Below are 14,911 nucleotides of genomic sequence, written 5' to 3'. Positions count from 1 at the left end.
ATCTTTAAGGAAAATTTTCCTTATGTTTCATCAAGATAGATTATTCATCAGGGATTTTCCCGACTTCCATACCTAGACCGATGATTCCCTCTGGTATTTTTTCTAGTAACCCCACAATTTTAAGACTCCTTGTTATTCTTCTAAGCCCCCTTCTTTTATGTTCGTAATAGGTTGTACCATGAATAGCTGGAAATCCTGTTTTTTCTTCATCCTGTAGAAACTCAAACGCTACCCGATCTTTTTCACCTTCAATGTATCGCTTTTGCACTGCAAGTCTTTCATATGGTGAATACAAACTATTTACTAATGACTGTATAAATTCAGTAAGTACTTTACACGCCTTGTACTCCTTCGTCCCATTACTTTTAGAGGCTGTATATGCCAATAATGTCTTAGGTGCTTTTGAATCCGGCTGAAGTAATAGGTGTGCGCCGGTCGCCTCGTAATCAAGAACCACCTTTTTCATTGCTGGATAAGCTCTCAGCAGCTTATTCGTGATCCCAACATCTTTTCCAGTGATTTTAGTTTTACATTCTGAGGCTCCCAGCAATATTTCGATAATCTCTGCAAGAGGCATATTAAAATCTATCGTTGTATTCATCTCTTTCTCCTTTCGTATTAACTATTAACTTTTTTGGGTCGGGATGTTGTAACTCAAATCCTATTTGTAAAGTCTGGTTGTCTCGCTAGATAATTTTTCTAGAATTCCTATGATGTTCAGACTCTTTGCAATACTAACAAGTGCTTTTCTTTTCCGATCTGCAAATGAAGTAAGACTGATAGGATTTAATTTACTGCTGTAACCCATCCTCATGTACATAGCCGCTTTTTTATAAGGCAGTCCTTGGATGTACAATTTCTCCATGATTAAACGTTCATAAGGGTTAGACAGGTTATTAATTGTCGAAATAGTAAAGTCAGTGATAGATTTGTAGAATTGATATGCTTCTAAATTAGTCAAGTCATTATTAGATAATGAACCAATTGCTGCTGCCGCTTCATAGTCCTTAACTACTTTTAGCATAGGCAAATATGCTCTGAGGAACGCTTCGGTATTTTTGACATCTTCCTTCTTAATGGTAGTCTCATCTTTGGAAGCCCCACGAAGAGCGTGATCCAATGCGATCATTGACATGTATATTTCCTCCCTAATGATCTGTTATCGAATGTGCGCGTTCATAATTGACAAACTTGCCATAGTTTTTTAGATTAATCATTTCAACCGTGCCCACTTCGCCTTCACGATTTTTTGCGACAATCATTTCGATGATGTTCTTTTTTTCTGTCTCCTGATTGTAGTAATCATCACGGTACAAAAATGTAATGGTGTCCGCGTCCTGCTCAATATTTCCTGATTCCCGAAGATCCGAAAGCATTGGACGTTTGTCCTGCCGCTGTTCTACGCCACGGCTGAGCTGTGCTAGTGCGATTACCGGACAATCATTCTCTCGTGCCATCTGCTTCAAACTAGAGCTTACATACCCTACTTCTAAATTCCGATTTGCGAATTCCCTTCCACCGTTGACCAGCTGCAAATAATCTATAAATACAATGATTTCACCGTGTGTCTTTTTAAATCTCCGAACCTCAGATCGGATTTCCTGAACACTTAATCCCGGACGGTCATCGATGTATATTTTCAAGTCTGCAAGCCCTGTGAAACCAATAGTATATTTTGTCCACTCATCATCGCTGAGTTTACCTGACTTTATGCGAGATCCGTCAATATTGCACTGTGCAGAAATCATCCGATCGTAGAGTTGTAACTCAGGCTGTTCGAGACTGAATATAGCAACGGCCAGTGCCTCTTTACCGTTTATCACTGCATTATTCAAGAGTGCAGCAGTCTTCCCTACAGACGGTCTAGCAGCAATGATGTTGAGAGTTTGCTTTTGCCATTTTCCAATAACCCTATCAAGATCTACCCCCAAAGTACTGTAGCCTGTAGGTTTACCGTTGAATGCTCTTCCTTCAATCGAGTCATAATGATCTTTCAAACCTTCTTTGATGTGCCTAAGCCCACCCTCGATCTTAGACTGACCCATAATGATCTCAGCAATATTTATTAGTTCACCTGCAAATTTCTTTGGTTCGTCATAGCCACCGCTATAGATTTCCCTGATTTTTTGCATGCCTGTACGAAGTAAATATTTTTCTTTGATTATTCTTTCATGACTCCTAAATAGTCCGCTTGTCGGCACTGATTGGCTTAACTTAGTCAAGTAAGAATAACCACCAATGTCGTGCAAATTACTTCCCAATGCTGCACCTAGCGATACAGTGTCAATCATTTGTTCGTTATCTCGCAAATGGAGCATCGCTGTAATAATGCGCTTGTGGTCTTCGTGATAAAAGTATTCAGGAATCAATATGGACTCGTAAATCAAATCCGGTGCGATGAGGAGCGCGCCTAATGCTGCTTGTTCTGCCTCGAGGTTGAAATAGTTCATTCCCTTTTCTCCCTGCTTTTTTCGATAACTGAACGCATCCAGTCCTCCCGAGTCATACCCGCTCTTTCCCATGGTGGAGTGCCAGGAATTTCAATCTCCAGATATTGTTTCTCTTTCAGCAGCCTTTGAGTGCGTTCCTTATCTCGCTTGGCTTCAAGATTTGCATTTGGTTTAACGATCTCTGCAAAGGCTGGAGCATATTTATTCTCACGCTTGTACTCGTTCACATTAGCCCATACCGTTTCGGCATCTTCAGCTTCTAGATCATCGATCCAACTCTCAGCAATGCCAGCATCTACTTTCCAGCTTGGATAGCTTGCAGCAAGCTTTTTAAAAACCTTCTTCGCTTCTTCCCTGTCCATGTAGGCCCTCCTACAGTTTGTCTATAAAGTCCAATCGTCCGTTCAGTTCCTGCATCTCTGGATTCACATCAGGCATTTCCCCGCCTAGGTAATCTTTATATGTTCCGTCATTCAGGTAGGTTGTCGGCATCTTTGCAAAAGTTCCGTCCTTGCCGATTGCATTAGCGTCTTTTGCGTAAAGCTCAGTGCATCGAACAAGATTCTCACGCTCGGCAGCCTTGATTTTCTTTTTCCAAACGGAGTAAGCCTTCGCTTTATCTCTTCGCCTTGCTTTGGGAAACACATCCCAAAATCGTTCGAATTCAGGATGAGAACCATCATCGTGTGATTCTGCCGAAGGCGGATCAACACATATGTTTTGATCTTTATTATTTACTTTACTTTCCTTTACTTTCCTTTGTGCACCTTTCTCAGGGGATAACCCCTCTGTATTGTAGTTTTCCCCTGAGATAACTTCACTTTCCGTAATGTTTTCTTCTGGGAAAACCTCTATTTCTTCGTTTTTCGTTTTCTTTTTCCGCCATTTGCTGCGCATGTTTTCGACTTCTTCATGTCGTTTTTTTATGCCTACACTTGTGATACACTTATGCGTTTCGTAGTAAATCGGGTCAAATAAACCTATTTCAAATGATGCCTCAAGCATGGGAATAAATTGATCCTGGTCTATCCCCAACTTCTTAATTAAGGCAGTCCTAACGGTAAAGCTGGACACATCCAGTTCCCCGTTCCCACTTCGGTATATTCGTTCCAGAAGTATGAAATAGAAGGCGTAACCGTCATTACCAAATAAGGCACGCATGGCCTCTATTTTCTCATCATTTACTGCATCTGTGTCATGAGGGAAATATTCCATGCCCTCCTTTTTTGGTCTAGCCACGCCCTTCAACCCCTCATTTATTCATTGAATTCAAATTAGGCCGATTTCTAAAGCGTGACCATTTTTAAACATAAATCTATGAACTCCAGGAATTCCGTTTTATTATCAAAGATAAAACTAGGATTGTAACCCGTGTTAACTCCGTCTCTTCTTAATATAAAAACGGTATATTTCATTATTTCAGCCCTCCAAATGCTGTTTGTAAAAGATTCATAAATGAATTCTTATTTCCGTACCGCCAGATCAGTTGAGCGTGAAAATCCTCGCGCTGAGGTCTCGTACTATTACTATCGTTTAAGACCTCTAGGAGCCTCATAGAGACGTCAAATAGATCACCTGAACAATCCAACGGAATGTGGCGGAACATGCCTATATAGTTCGAAATGGGCTGCTTAGGATACTTTCTAAGAAACTGAATAAGATCCGAACACATTTGTATTGATGAACGCAATTTTACACAGTGCTCTATCATGTACACACCTCTCCAAACACCGCTCTCAGAAACTTTTCTTCAGCTTCCTTGCCCTCTGGAACACGCCATACCAGCTGTAGAAGGATCGCATTCACCATGGATGCTCCAATAACCTCACTAAAGTCATGAAGTTTGTTGATGAAAGACGCTTGATCAGTCTGGTACATAGACCAGTCAAATTCGAGGAAATGGCAAGACCCTTCAAAGAGATTATCAGGATAACGCTTAAAACCACGGGACAACATTTCTTTATCCAGATGCACAAACGGAACCCGTTCCCAACCTTTGAAAACATTACGCCGGGGATCTGCAAACCACTCCGCACATCCGTATTCGCGATTTGTTACCTGAGCCATGATCATAGGTTCATACGGCGTTTCCATGGCTACCCAAGGTGGAATATTGCTCCAAACAAGTAGGCTCTCTCCTGGACGGGCGTACAGCCCGTGAATCACCTCTTCTGCTACGGGTAGAAGGATCCTCCAGACACGTTCCCTGTCCTCTGAAGGGCGTTCATTAACGTTCACTTTAAGAGCCGCCAGCAAGCTGCTTACGCCCTCTTGATGGATGATCAAGCGCATCGTAGAGCATAACCGTTCCTTTTGATCTGCACTAAAAAATGAAATAGTCTCCTTGCCAAAATTAGCATTGATAAATCTAATGTTCAGTGGTGTAGTGCTCATACAGCAGCACCTTCCTTCTTAGCTTGAACTAAGTTCACAAATTCTGCGTACTGGCGTTCAAGCTGGCAAGCTTCAATAAACTGGTGCTGCAAAGACGAGACATGGCGCAGACGAGCAAACATATCGTTCTTATTGTCCTGAAGGTCTTGCAGTTTTGATTCTGCTAAATCCAGATCGGTACGTAGTACCCGTATTTGTTGTTCTAAAATGAATTCATAGGATTTTACACGGCGTTCTTGACGACGTTTTTCAGTGGATGGAAGACGGAAAAACAATTTACGAATGAATGATTTCATGAATACACGCTCCTAATTTCTGGGAGCAATATTGACGTATGTATTGAAAAAATAGTATAATTACGTCATATAGCTCCAGTATTTTTTAAATCTGATCGTCTTAACGTGACCCCTCCAAGGTATCCGCGTTTAGGCGATTTTTCCTATTCAACATGCCTTCCTGTACAAATGAAGTCTGAAGGAATTTATCAAACTCAATAAAATCAATGATGATGTCCTTCAGATCTTCTACAACAGCCTCTACAGATTCAGAATCGTTACTCAAATCATTAGTTGCGCCCATAATCCTTGATTTCAGATCCGCCACATACGATAAAACATGGAGACGAAGGTTCCTCATCGACGTTGATCCCTCCGAATAATATTTTTGACTAATACTGCGTGCTGTGCCGGTTGGTGGAACCAGATACGCGCCAGGTGTTCAAGGGTCATGTTCTGGACACTCTCCTTCCAGCAACTATTTTCAAATGCTTAGGCCGCGGCTTCTGTAAAGGAAATGAACGTCCGTTACTGTCCACCATGTATTCTTTGCCATTTGATGCAGTATGCTGTCTATACATTGGAATCCCGTTCTCTGCAGCCCATTCCTCCGCAATGCTTGGATGCCCCTGTACCCTCCGCATATCGCTCATAATGCTAATGAAATGAGTCATAAAGAATCGGAGTTCCCAATTTTCATAATCCCAAATGAAGTCAAAAGGGTCGCCAATCAGTTCATCCCAGCCATGATTTTCAATCATCTTGATTGTGGAAAAGTAGTCTTTCCACCCTGCACGTTCGCCGTCATAGCTTTTAATAATCGGAAAAATCACTGTTATTCTGCGGGGCGTCAATAGCGTCATGAGAGACATAACCACTTCGTAAAATTGGAAATGCGACTCTAGTCCTTCAACGTCCGTGTACTTTCTCCCATCCTTCATCATTTCATTTGCCATACGTACACCGTAGAATACCGCTCGGTCCACTACCATGTGAGCCTCTTTATCTACAGAAGCTTGCTTAATGGCTGCTGTGAACGACCTATGATAAATCTCTAATCTGTCCATATGCTCATCCCTTCAACTTAACGTTGTACTTTATCGCCATATCCTTCACGACTGTGATGTAATCGTTAATCAGCCGTCTGTCAGCGGCTATTACGTCCAATTTGCTGAGATTCTCTACCTTAGAAGGAGTTACTCCTTCACGCAACATACGGCCTTGCATGTTCTGTTTCCGGACTTCCAAACGAGGCCCAAAGCGGCTTGTCAGTAGGTCATAGCTTTCATTCCTAACCCCTTGGTATGCCTCGCCACCACCGCGACTCTGAGCAATCTTATTCAAAATAGCCGTTGTCTCCTTACGCCAATCCTCACCCGGATTGAGCGCCATTACTTCTATGGTGTCTTCCCATTTCTCTTCCATGTCATTAAGACGGCGGTCACGCACAGCGTCCGCTCGTTTACGCTCAGCTTCCGCTCGTTCATACTCCACATTCTTTTGAGCTAAATAAGCTATGAGTTCGCTTTGAGTTAACTGCTTCGGTGGTGCTTCTCCTTCTGTATCCAATAGATAATCACGTACAGCCCGAGCCACCAAGCTGTCTCGCAGCAACATACCAATTCGCAGAATTGCACGGCGTGGAATGACTGTGAAGGAACGAACCATTTTACCAATTATTGCCTTCTCCTTAAAGAAGATCAGTTCCTCTCCACTCAATACCTTCAAACCATCAGAATCCAACTCTTGGCGATTATCATAAATCAGGCTATCAATTGTTTTTCTTGAAACCTCGTAATACTCCGCTGCCATTTCAACAGAAACACTCTCGTTATCTGGCAGTAGGGAAAGCCCCTTTACCTTGTTTAGTACATCCACACGACTAGTGTATGAATTGCGGAGACTAACACTTTCGATTAGTACGTCACTGTTCATTTACATCGCTCCTTTCTCTAATGTCTAACCTTCTGAATCGGAATGTTAGGAGTTCTAAAATGATGAATCGCCATGTTAGATATTCGGACATTCTAAATCAAAATGTCTGAGAGCAAGATTTCCGTCCTCTATACGGACAGAATTCATACCCGTCAACCTGACGGATGTAGAGTATAAAACTCTATGATGTGGTTATGATTGCTGATATAGTTATTTGGGCTGTTCATCTAACCATAATTCTAAAAACTTTCGGGTCTCCTTCGCAGGAAAAAACCATTTAGTCCCAATTTTTCGTTTCGGAAATCTAGAATCAAAAAAGAATTGTTCCTGAATAAAATTCCAACTCATGCATGTTCGCTTTTTAAGTTCATTCGTATCCCAAAACACATGCTCAGAATCCACTTCTTTGACAATTTTTTCTATTTGCTCAAGGAGAATTTTTCTAACCTGTGATTCGTTTATACTTAAATCTAGAATTTTTTCCACTTTTCACCTCTAAACGGTATTTAAAATACCATTTTGATCTTTAAAAAAACCACACTTGTCTGCGCGTGGTATTGACAATACCTTAACATATAAGTATACTTAAATAAAGGTATTATAAATACCTTTATTGTTAAAAAATTTCTTCTGGCCTACTGTTTAGGACTGAACATATGTTCAGCATTAGAACGAAACTAGGATTTACCCTTCCGTATTCTAAACTCTTAATTTGTTCCAAGGAAACGCCTACTTTGTCGGCGAGCTTAGCTTGAGTAAAACCTTTTTCCAGTCGTCTATCGCGCAATTTTTCTCGTTTCCTAGTTAATGCTTCATTCACTAATTTCACCTCATTTCGTGTATTTGTATTTTGATTATAAATGGTATTTAAAATACCGTCAAGTATTTTAAATACCATTTACGAATAATATCTCGGAGGTTTTACCATGTCGTTAGGTTCGCGGATAAGAAATAGAAGAAAGCAATTAGGTTTATCTCAACAACAAGTTGCGGGACATTTAGGAATGGGTCGCTCTAATTTTGGTCATATAGAAAACGACAGGGTCATCCCTTCTAGTACAGACCTCGAAAAAATTGCTGATATTCTAACAACAAGTCCTAATGCATTACTTGGAAAGAAACTCGAACAGGGCAGCATCTTAACTCACACAGTATCATCTAAAGATATAGCTGACCTCAAGAAAATGCTTGAAGAAGCCCATCCAATACTATTTGATGGAACCCCAATAATTGGTGAAAAACGTCAACGTGCCATTGACATTTTGTCCGGTCTTTTTTGGGAAGCAAAAGAAAAAGAACAAGATAAATCTGAAGAGTGATAATAATCATTAATCAGGGAAAAAGGCATGCAGTCAATACCGCCGCATGGCGGTTTTATTTACCCATTAAAGGGAACAAATGTTCTTTAGGAGGAATAAAATGGCGACATTTCGGAAATTAAAAAGCGGTAATTGGCAAGCTCGTGTTTCAAAAGATGGCGAGGAGTTTAGCATTGGTACATTTAGAACGAAAAAGGAGGCCGAGATAGAGGCGGGAAAAGTTGAAGAAAGAATATATTATGGACAAGCGCTGAACGACCGAAACATGCTGTTTAGTGAGGTGGTGGAACAATGGGCGGAACATAAACGTTCAAACATAAAAGATTCAACTTTTCGCCAACTTGAAGTTATAATCCGGTTGCATATCCTCCCTTTCTTTGGTAATAAAAGGATAATGAAGATACGTCGTCCTGATATTAAAAAGTGGGTACAAGAATACGTGGATAAGAGAGATGGAAACGACGAGCTGCAGTACTCTTACGGATCATGTTTAAAATACCTTTCAGTTATAAAAAGTATTTTTCATTTTGCCGTTTTTGAATTAGAAGTTCTCGAAAAAAATCCTGCGGATAAATTAAAAGTTCCTGTTAAAGATTCTACCGAGAAAATAGAAGAAGTTAAATTTTTCACACTGGTGGAACTAAACAAATTATTAGATTTTATGAAAGGATATCATCACCAACGTTTTGACGGTTATCCTCTGTACTATATGCTAATTTACTTTCTAAGTCAGTCAGGGTTGAGAATCAGCGAAGCACTTGCGTTAAGGTGGTCCGATTTAAATGAAGATAAAATTACTGTCGAGAGACAGACCAGCCGGAATAATAACAACGAATTGAAATTAACTACATTAAAAAACACATCTTCCTATCGCACTATTAGACTTGAAAAAGATATTGTTAGCTCCTTGCTGAACTTCAAAATTATACAAGAAAATTTCATTAAAGATAAAGATACATTTCACCAAAGTAAAGACGGTATAATATTTCAAAATTATCTAGGCAATTATTTGACACCCGCTACTGTTCGCGATTCTTTTAAAGACTATTGTGAAAAAGCCGGTGTTGAATATAAAGGCACACATGTTTTTCGTCATACTCATGCAATATTGCTGCTCGAAGCCGGCACTAGCCTTTTTTATGTATCTAAACGTCTAGGTCATAAAACCATTAAAACTACATCCGATACCTATTCATCATTAACTCCAAAGATAGAAGAAGACGAACTTGAAAAGTTCGCCTCCTACACCAAACGCAATTCCGAATCGGCACAAAATCGGCACGACGAATTAAAACCCTTAATAAAAACCTATGAATAGCGCGGAATATCAGCCTTAACCAATACTACCCTCCATCTCGAACTTGATCAGACGGTTCATTTCGACCGCATATTCCATCGGCAGTTCTTTTGTGAACGGCTCGATGAAGCCCATGATGATCATTTGAGTCGCTTCTGCTTCTGTGAGGCCACGGCTCATCAGGTAGAACAGTTGCTCCTCAGAAACTTTAGACACGGTTGCTTCATGCTCAAGAACGATGTTATCGTTCATGATTTCATTGTAAGGAATAGTATCCGAAGTGGACTCATTATCCAAAATCAGCGTATCACATTTAATGTTCGATTTCGCACCTTCTGCTTGACGGCCGAAGGAAGCTAGACCACGGTAAGTTACTTTACCGCCATGTTTACTGATGGATTTCGATACAATGGTGGATGTTGTATCTGGAGCCAAATGGATCATCTTGGCACCCGCATCCTGATGCTGGTCTTTACCTGCTACCGCGATGGATAGTACTGAACCTTTAGCACCACGGCCTTTAAGAACAACCGCAGGATATTTCATGGTCAGCTTGGAACCGATGTTACCATCGACCCATTCCATAGTAGCATTCTCTTCTGCAACCGCACGTTTCGTAACGAGGTTGTAGATGTTTGGAGCCCAGTTCTGGATTGTGGTATAACGAACGCGGGCGTTCTTCATACACAAGATTTCAACAACCGCACTGTGTAGAGAGTTCGTGCTATAGATTGGAGCAGTACATCCTTCTACGTAGTGCACGAAGCTGTCTTCATCAGCAAGGATCAAAGTACGTTCGAATTGTCCCATGTTCTCGGAGTTAATACGGAAGTAAGCCTGCAAAGGAACTTCACATTTCACACCTTTAGGAACATAGATGAAGCTGCCGCCTGACCAAACTGCACTGTTAAGTGCGGCAAACTTATTATCGGTTGGAGGGATGATCGTCCCGAAATATTTTTTCAGAAGCTCTGGGTGCTCACGCAATGCAGTGTCGGTATCTGTAAAAATAACCCCTTGATCTTCAAGGCTCTTCTGCATGCTGTGATAGACTACCTCAGATTCATATTGTGCCGATACGCCGGCGAGGAACTTCTGTTCCGCTTCCGGAATTCCCAGCTTATCAAAGGTTTCTTTGATTTCGGAAGGAACTTCTTCCCAAGTCTTCCCTTGCTTCTCTGAAGGTCTTACATAGTATTGAATATCCTCGAAGTCCAAATCATCCATATTGCCGCCCCATGTAGGCATTGGCATTTTACGGAACTGCTCCAAAGATTTCAAGCGGAAGTCAAGCATCCACTGTGGTTCATTTTTGATTGCTGAAATTTCTTTAACAATTTCGGCCGTCAAACCTTTACCAGACTGGAATATCGATTTATGCTCATCACGGAACCCGTACTGGTATTCTTCCATATCAGGCGCTTTCTTAGCCATGGTGTCAGCCTCCTTGTTCTACTGTTATTTATGTTGCTCTTCTTCGTCAATTCCTTTACGAAGTGCGTTCCAAGCCAGTGTTGCGCATTTGATCCGCGCAGGGAATTTATTCACACCCGACAGGGCTTCAATGTCTTCGTAATCTCCAAAATCCACGTCTTCACCCTTCATCAGTAAGGAGAAGTTATCGGCCAGTTCAAGCGCACGTTCAACCGTTTGTCCTTTGATCGCCTCAGTCATCATCGAAGCCGATGACATACTGATCGAACAGCCTTCACCATTATAACGGGCATCCTTTACGATTCCATCCTCTACCTTAAGCTGAAGAGTAATCCGGTCACCACAGGTTGGGTTATTCAGTTCAATTTTTAGAGCATCATCTTCAAATGAACCGCGATTTCGAGGACTTTTATAATGATCCATAATTACGCGTCTGTATAAGTCATCCAAGTTCATAGCTGAAGTACTCCTTTGTCTTGATTAAAGCGTCCACCAGTCGATCTACATCCTGCTCGTTATTATAAAGATAAAAGCTTGCACGTGCTGTAGAGCTGGCTTCCAGCCAGCGCATCAGCGGCTGACAGCAGTGATGCCCGGCGCGGATGGCAATGCCTTCCGCATCTAGCACTGTAGCGACATCATGCGGGTGAACGTCACCCAGATTAAAGGTGACAACGCCGACTTCACGATTTCGAGGACCATAAATGTTCAGACCCTCGATCTCTGACAGACGTTGCTCTGCATACGCTGCAAGAGCTTTCTCATGGCGGTGTATCTCATCCAAACCGATTTCTTGTAAGAAATCAATGGCTGCACCTAGACCAACAGCACCAGCTATGATCGGAGTACCGCCTTCAAACTTCCAAGGCAATTCTTTCCATGTGGATTCATAAAGACCCACATCATCGATCATCTCGCCACCGAATTCGACGGGCTCCATGGCTTCGAGAAGTGCTCTCTTGCCATACAAAGCGCCAATTCCGGTGGGTGCGAGCATTTTATGACCAGATAGTGCATAGAAATCACAATCCAGATCCTGCACATCGACCTTCATATGTGGTGTGCTTTGTGCACCATCTACGACAATTACTGCACCATGACGATGAGCAATAGCCGCAAGCTCTTTAATAGGATGAGTTACTCCCATAACGTTGGATACATAAGCGATAGCAACGATTTTGGTTTTATCCGTAATCGTCTGCTCGGCAGCTTCCAACGTAACCGTTCCATCAGGTTGCAACGGTATATATTTTAATGTAGCACCTGTCTTCTTAGCGAGCTGCTGCCATGGAATCAGATTACTATGATGCTCCATTAAGGTGATGACGATTTCGTCGCCTTCACCCACAGCAGAGGGTCCGTAAGAAGAGGCCACAAGATTTAAGGCTGTAGTTGTTCCGCGTGTAAAGATAATTTCTTTAGTGCTGCGGGCGTTTATAAACTTAGCTAGCTTCTCCCGGGCTCCCTCGTAGGCATCGGTTGCTCGGCTGCCTAAAGTATGGACGCCACGGTGTACGTTGGCGTTATCCCACTCATAATACGACTTGACCGCCTCAATTACTTTCCGAGGCTTCTGTGAAGTAGCAGCACTGTCCAGATAGACCAGTGGATGTCCGTTCACATTTTGGTTCAGTATGGGAAATTGCTCCCGGATGGCGTTGCTAATCATTGCACTAACTTCCTTTCCACAAGAGATTGGAGCTGATTGCGCAGTCCCTCCAGTGGAATTTGTGACACAACAGGAGCCAAGAAGCCGTAGATGATCAGAGTCTCTGCATCATGCCGTGTAATTCCGCGGGACATTAGGTAAAAGACTTGCTCGTGATTGACCTGTCCTACGGAAGCGGCATGGCCGGCTGTAACATCATCTTCATCAATAAGCAGGATCGGATTGGCGTCACCACGGGCTTTTGGACTCAGCATCAATACTTTTTCCGTTTGCTGGCCGTCCGCTCTAGTAGCACCTTTCTCAATCTTGGTGATTCCGTTGATGATAGAAGTAGCAGAATCACGCATAACTGCACGAGTGATCATGTCACTTGGTGTGCTTTTGCCAAAATGCTGAGCTTGAGTGGTGTAATTCAGTTTCTGTGATCCCGTACCTACTGCAATTACTTTAGCATCGGAGCTAGAACCGTTGCCTTTAAGCACAGACTTGGTATCACTCGCAGTATCTCCGTAGTTCATCTCACCAACAATCCATTCGATGACTCCGTCATTCTCAACAACCGCCCGGCGATAAGTTACATCTGTAGTATCTACACCAAGCTGATGCACTGTAGCATAACGAACTTTAGCGCCAGCGCCCACGAATACCTCTACCGCACCATTGTGTAGTCCAGCTTCTTCTTTATCCGATACGTAGTTATCTACATAGGTTACGGAACTGTTAGTATCAGCTACGACCAGAATGTGTGGAACAAAAGTAGCTTCCGCATCATCCGTTAACAGCACTGCTTGAAGCGGAGTTTCAATAACAACATTCTTAGGAACATAGAGGAATACTCCACCATTCCACAATGCAGCATGAAGCGCTGCGATAGAATGTTCGTCTGGCTGAATGGCTTTATGCAAGTAACGTTGAACTAAATCTCCGTGTTCTTTAACAGCTGTCTGTAGGTCTGTAAAAATAACACCCTGTTCTGCAAGCTCAGGAGCGATACGTGTATATACTGCACCGGAGTTGCGTTGAATAATCAGGCTGCCTTCCTCCTGATCCTTGATCAAGGAAGAAATAGATGCAGGTGCATCACTTAGCGAAGCAAAAGGTTCACTTGCTTTATAGCTACCATAATTATTGACATTCCAACGATCAATCCGTGTCTTCTCTAATTTAGGCAGTGTCAGAGTAGCTGCCAATTCTAGTGCCTTCAAGCGGCTTTCTTTCAGCCAACCCGGTTCGCCGCTGCTGTGCGATAATTCGCTCAAGCGTTCGGCATCCACCGGAAGAATGGTCTGTGTCGTCATAGTGGTCTCCTCCTTCCTGGCGTTTCTTACGCTTCTTGCCCTACAGTTTCATCTTCAATTCCAAGTTCTTCTTTAATCCATTCATAACCCTCTGCTTCCAGACGCTGTGCAAGCTCTGGACCACCGGATTTCACGATTCTACCTTGCATCATAACGTGAACATAATCAGGTTTGATGTAGTTCAAAAGACGTTGATAGTGGGTAATAACTAAGAAGCCGCGTTCTTCGCTCCGCATGGAGTTTACGCCTTCAGCTACAATTTTCAAAGCATCAATATCAAGACCGGAGTCAATTTCGTCCAAGATCACGATTTTTGGATCCAGCATCATCATTTGTAGAATTTCATTACGTTTCTTCTCACCACCGGAGAAGCCTTCGTTCAAGTAACGGTGTAAAAACTCAGGGTTCATATCTAGTTCTTTCATCTTTGCTTCCATTTGGCGAATAAAACGAATCAACGAGATTTCGCTTCCCTCTTCACGACGGGAATTAATGGCAGAACGCAAGAAGTCGGAGTTAGTTACTCCAGAGATTTCGCTTGGATATTGCATTGCAAGGAAAAGACCTGCACGTGCGCGTTCATCAACAGCCATCTCCAGAAGATCTTCACCATCAAGAGTTGCAGTTCCATCAGTTACTTCGTATTTAGGATGACCCATTAGCGCCGAAGCCAAAGTACTTTTACCTGTACCGTTTGGTCCCATGATGGCGTGAATTTCGCCACCTTTCATTTGAAGGTTAATCCCCTTCAAAATTTCTTTTCCCTCAATCGTCGCTTTAAGACCCTCAATGACAAATTCTGCTGCCATAATATTATTCCCTCCATTGATCGATTTGCGA

The 14,911-nt window shown here is 42.3% G+C and carries 19 protein-coding genes; 2 read left to right on the top strand and 17 right to left on the bottom strand.

Annotated elements, in window-relative coordinates; translation table 11 throughout:
• Nucleotides 1–40 precede the first annotated feature (40 nt).
• From NYE58_RS10300 to NYE58_RS10245, 12 genes are all read right to left on the bottom strand, one after another.
• Nucleotides 41–601, bottom strand: a complete 561-nt coding sequence (locus NYE58_RS10300; RefSeq protein WP_341001764.1) for a hypothetical protein — start codon at nt 599–601, stop codon at nt 41–43.
• Nucleotides 602–661: 60 nt separating this feature from the next.
• Complete coding sequence (locus tag NYE58_RS10295; RefSeq protein ID WP_341001763.1) at nt 662–1,135, bottom strand: hypothetical protein; 474 nt, start codon at nt 1,133–1,135, stop codon at nt 662–664.
• Nucleotides 1,136–1,148: 13 nt separating this feature from the next.
• Complete coding sequence (gene dnaB, locus NYE58_RS10290) at nt 1,149–2,450, bottom strand: replicative DNA helicase (RefSeq protein ID WP_341001762.1); 1,302 nt, start codon at nt 2,448–2,450, stop codon at nt 1,149–1,151.
• Nucleotides 2,447–2,812 carry a hypothetical protein gene (locus tag NYE58_RS10285; protein ID WP_341001761.1) on the bottom strand — a complete coding sequence of 122 codons (366 nt, stop codon included), beginning with the start codon at nt 2,810–2,812 and terminating at the stop codon, nt 2,447–2,449. Before NYE58_RS10285 ends, dnaB begins: the two co-directional genes overlap by 4 nt.
• 10 nt (nt 2,813–2,822) lie before the next feature.
• On the bottom strand, nt 2,823–3,689 hold the full coding sequence (locus NYE58_RS10280; protein ID WP_341001760.1) for a DUF4373 domain-containing protein: 867 nt from the start codon (nt 3,687–3,689) through the stop codon (nt 2,823–2,825).
• Nucleotides 3,690–4,157: 468 nt separating this feature from the next.
• Nucleotides 4,158–4,844 carry a hypothetical protein gene (locus NYE58_RS10275; protein ID WP_341001759.1) on the bottom strand — a complete coding sequence of 229 codons (687 nt, stop codon included), beginning with the start codon at nt 4,842–4,844 and terminating at the stop codon, nt 4,158–4,160.
• On the bottom strand, nt 4,841–5,140 hold the full coding sequence (locus NYE58_RS10270; RefSeq protein WP_341001758.1) for a hypothetical protein: 300 nt from the start codon (nt 5,138–5,140) through the stop codon (nt 4,841–4,843). Before NYE58_RS10270 ends, NYE58_RS10275 begins: the two co-directional genes overlap by 4 nt.
• A gap of 100 nt (nt 5,141–5,240) precedes the next feature.
• The gene (locus tag NYE58_RS10265) at nt 5,241–5,480 is read right to left on the bottom strand and encodes a hypothetical protein (RefSeq protein WP_341001756.1); all 240 of its coding nucleotides are present in this window, start codon (nt 5,478–5,480) and stop codon (nt 5,241–5,243) included.
• A gap of 88 nt (nt 5,481–5,568) precedes the next feature.
• A complete protein-coding gene (locus NYE58_RS10260) occupies nt 5,569–6,186 on the bottom strand; it encodes a hypothetical protein (RefSeq protein WP_341001755.1) in 618 nt (205 codons plus the stop codon).
• A gap of 4 nt (nt 6,187–6,190) precedes the next feature.
• Nucleotides 6,191–7,054, bottom strand: coding sequence for a hypothetical protein (locus NYE58_RS10255; protein ID WP_341001752.1), 864 nt, complete (start codon nt 7,052–7,054; stop codon nt 6,191–6,193).
• A 210-nt stretch (nt 7,055–7,264) separates the two neighbouring features.
• Entirely contained in the window at nt 7,265–7,531 is a 267-nt protein-coding gene (locus tag NYE58_RS10250; protein ID WP_341004242.1) for a group-specific protein, read from the bottom strand.
• Between the two features lie 139 nt (nt 7,532–7,670).
• Nucleotides 7,671–7,952, bottom strand: a complete 282-nt coding sequence (locus NYE58_RS10245) for a helix-turn-helix transcriptional regulator (RefSeq protein ID WP_341001751.1) — start codon at nt 7,950–7,952, stop codon at nt 7,671–7,673.
• Between the two features lie 28 nt (nt 7,953–7,980).
• Between NYE58_RS10245 and NYE58_RS10240 the strand changes: the two genes are divergently transcribed.
• Both NYE58_RS10240 and NYE58_RS10235 read left to right on the top strand, forming a co-directional pair.
• The gene (locus NYE58_RS10240; RefSeq protein ID WP_341001749.1) at nt 7,981–8,373 is read left to right on the top strand and encodes a helix-turn-helix domain-containing protein; all 393 of its coding nucleotides are present in this window, start codon (nt 7,981–7,983) and stop codon (nt 8,371–8,373) included.
• A 100-nt stretch (nt 8,374–8,473) separates the two neighbouring features.
• A complete protein-coding gene (locus NYE58_RS10235) occupies nt 8,474–9,691 on the top strand; it encodes a tyrosine-type recombinase/integrase (protein ID WP_341001748.1) in 1,218 nt (405 codons plus the stop codon).
• Between the two features lie 15 nt (nt 9,692–9,706).
• Here NYE58_RS10235 and sufB read toward each other — a convergent pair whose 3' ends face one another.
• From sufB to sufC, 5 genes are read right to left on the bottom strand one after another with little or no spacing between them, the layout of a single operon-like run.
• Nucleotides 9,707–11,104 (bottom strand): Fe-S cluster assembly protein SufB, encoded by a 1,398-nt coding sequence (gene sufB / locus NYE58_RS10230; protein WP_036684335.1) that lies wholly within the window; start codon nt 11,102–11,104, stop codon nt 9,707–9,709.
• A gap of 24 nt (nt 11,105–11,128) precedes the next feature.
• Nucleotides 11,129–11,560 carry a Fe-S cluster assembly sulfur transfer protein SufU gene (gene sufU / locus NYE58_RS10225; protein ID WP_036684339.1) on the bottom strand — a complete coding sequence of 144 codons (432 nt, stop codon included), beginning with the start codon at nt 11,558–11,560 and terminating at the stop codon, nt 11,129–11,131.
• Nucleotides 11,547–12,773: a cysteine desulfurase gene (locus NYE58_RS10220; RefSeq protein WP_076219340.1), complete on the bottom strand. Its 1,227-nt coding sequence runs from the start codon at nt 12,771–12,773 to the stop codon at nt 11,547–11,549. The genes sufU and NYE58_RS10220 overlap by 14 nt, the downstream gene beginning before the upstream one ends.
• Nucleotides 12,770–14,071 carry a Fe-S cluster assembly protein SufD gene (gene sufD, locus NYE58_RS10215; RefSeq protein WP_036684344.1) on the bottom strand — a complete coding sequence of 434 codons (1,302 nt, stop codon included), beginning with the start codon at nt 14,069–14,071 and terminating at the stop codon, nt 12,770–12,772. Before sufD ends, NYE58_RS10220 begins: the two co-directional genes overlap by 4 nt.
• Before the next feature lie 26 nt (nt 14,072–14,097).
• Nucleotides 14,098–14,880 (bottom strand): Fe-S cluster assembly ATPase SufC, encoded by a 783-nt coding sequence (sufC, locus tag NYE58_RS10210; RefSeq protein WP_036684347.1) that lies wholly within the window; start codon nt 14,878–14,880, stop codon nt 14,098–14,100.
• Nucleotides 14,881–14,911 lie beyond the last annotated feature (31 nt).

This window comes from Paenibacillus sp. FSL L8-0708 (assembly GCF_038009325.1).
GTDB lineage: Bacteria > Bacillota > Bacilli > Paenibacillales > Paenibacillaceae > Paenibacillus_AQ > Paenibacillus_AQ odorifer.
Note: the sequence above shows the minus strand (reverse complement) of the source record. Positions and strands in the feature narration are given on the sequence as shown.

What these genes read in the sequence shown, in the direction of transcription:
- NYE58_RS10300 (WP_341001764.1), bottom strand. Translation starts at nt 601, where the DNA reads ATGAATACAACGATAGATTTTAATATGCCTCTTGCAGAGATTATCGAA.
- NYE58_RS10295 (WP_341001763.1), bottom strand. Translation starts at nt 1,135, where the DNA reads ATGTCAATGATCGCATTGGATCACGCTCTTCGTGGGGCTTCCAAAGAT.
- dnaB (WP_341001762.1), bottom strand. Translation starts at nt 2,450, where the DNA reads ATGAACTATTTCAACCTCGAGGCAGAACAAGCAGCATTAGGCGCGCTC.
- NYE58_RS10285 (WP_341001761.1), bottom strand. Translation starts at nt 2,812, where the DNA reads ATGGACAGGGAAGAAGCGAAGAAGGTTTTTAAAAAGCTTGCTGCAAGC.
- NYE58_RS10275 (WP_341001759.1), bottom strand. Translation starts at nt 4,844, where the DNA reads ATGAGCACTACACCACTGAACATTAGATTTATCAATGCTAATTTTGGC.
- NYE58_RS10270 (WP_341001758.1), bottom strand. Translation starts at nt 5,140, where the DNA reads ATGAAATCATTCATTCGTAAATTGTTTTTCCGTCTTCCATCCACTGAA.
- NYE58_RS10265 (WP_341001756.1), bottom strand. Translation starts at nt 5,480, where the DNA reads ATGAGGAACCTTCGTCTCCATGTTTTATCGTATGTGGCGGATCTGAAA.
- NYE58_RS10260 (WP_341001755.1), bottom strand. Translation starts at nt 6,186, where the DNA reads ATGGACAGATTAGAGATTTATCATAGGTCGTTCACAGCAGCCATTAAG.
- NYE58_RS10255 (WP_341001752.1), bottom strand. Translation starts at nt 7,054, where the DNA reads ATGAACAGTGACGTACTAATCGAAAGTGTTAGTCTCCGCAATTCATAC.
- NYE58_RS10245 (WP_341001751.1), bottom strand. Translation starts at nt 7,952, where the DNA reads ATGGTATTTAAAATACTTGACGGTATTTTAAATACCATTTATAATCAA.
- NYE58_RS10240 (WP_341001749.1), top strand. Translation starts at nt 7,981, where the DNA reads ATGTCGTTAGGTTCGCGGATAAGAAATAGAAGAAAGCAATTAGGTTTA.
- NYE58_RS10235 (WP_341001748.1), top strand. Translation starts at nt 8,474, where the DNA reads ATGGCGACATTTCGGAAATTAAAAAGCGGTAATTGGCAAGCTCGTGTT.
- sufB (WP_036684335.1), bottom strand. Translation starts at nt 11,104, where the DNA reads ATGGCTAAGAAAGCGCCTGATATGGAAGAATACCAGTACGGGTTCCGT.
- sufU (WP_036684339.1), bottom strand. Translation starts at nt 11,560, where the DNA reads ATGAACTTGGATGACTTATACAGACGCGTAATTATGGATCATTATAAA.
- NYE58_RS10220 (WP_076219340.1), bottom strand. Translation starts at nt 12,773, where the DNA reads ATGATTAGCAACGCCATCCGGGAGCAATTTCCCATACTGAACCAAAAT.
- sufD (WP_036684344.1), bottom strand. Translation starts at nt 14,071, where the DNA reads ATGACGACACAGACCATTCTTCCGGTGGATGCCGAACGCTTGAGCGAA.
- sufC (WP_036684347.1), bottom strand. Translation starts at nt 14,880, where the DNA reads ATGGCAGCAGAATTTGTCATTGAGGGTCTTAAAGCGACGATTGAGGGA.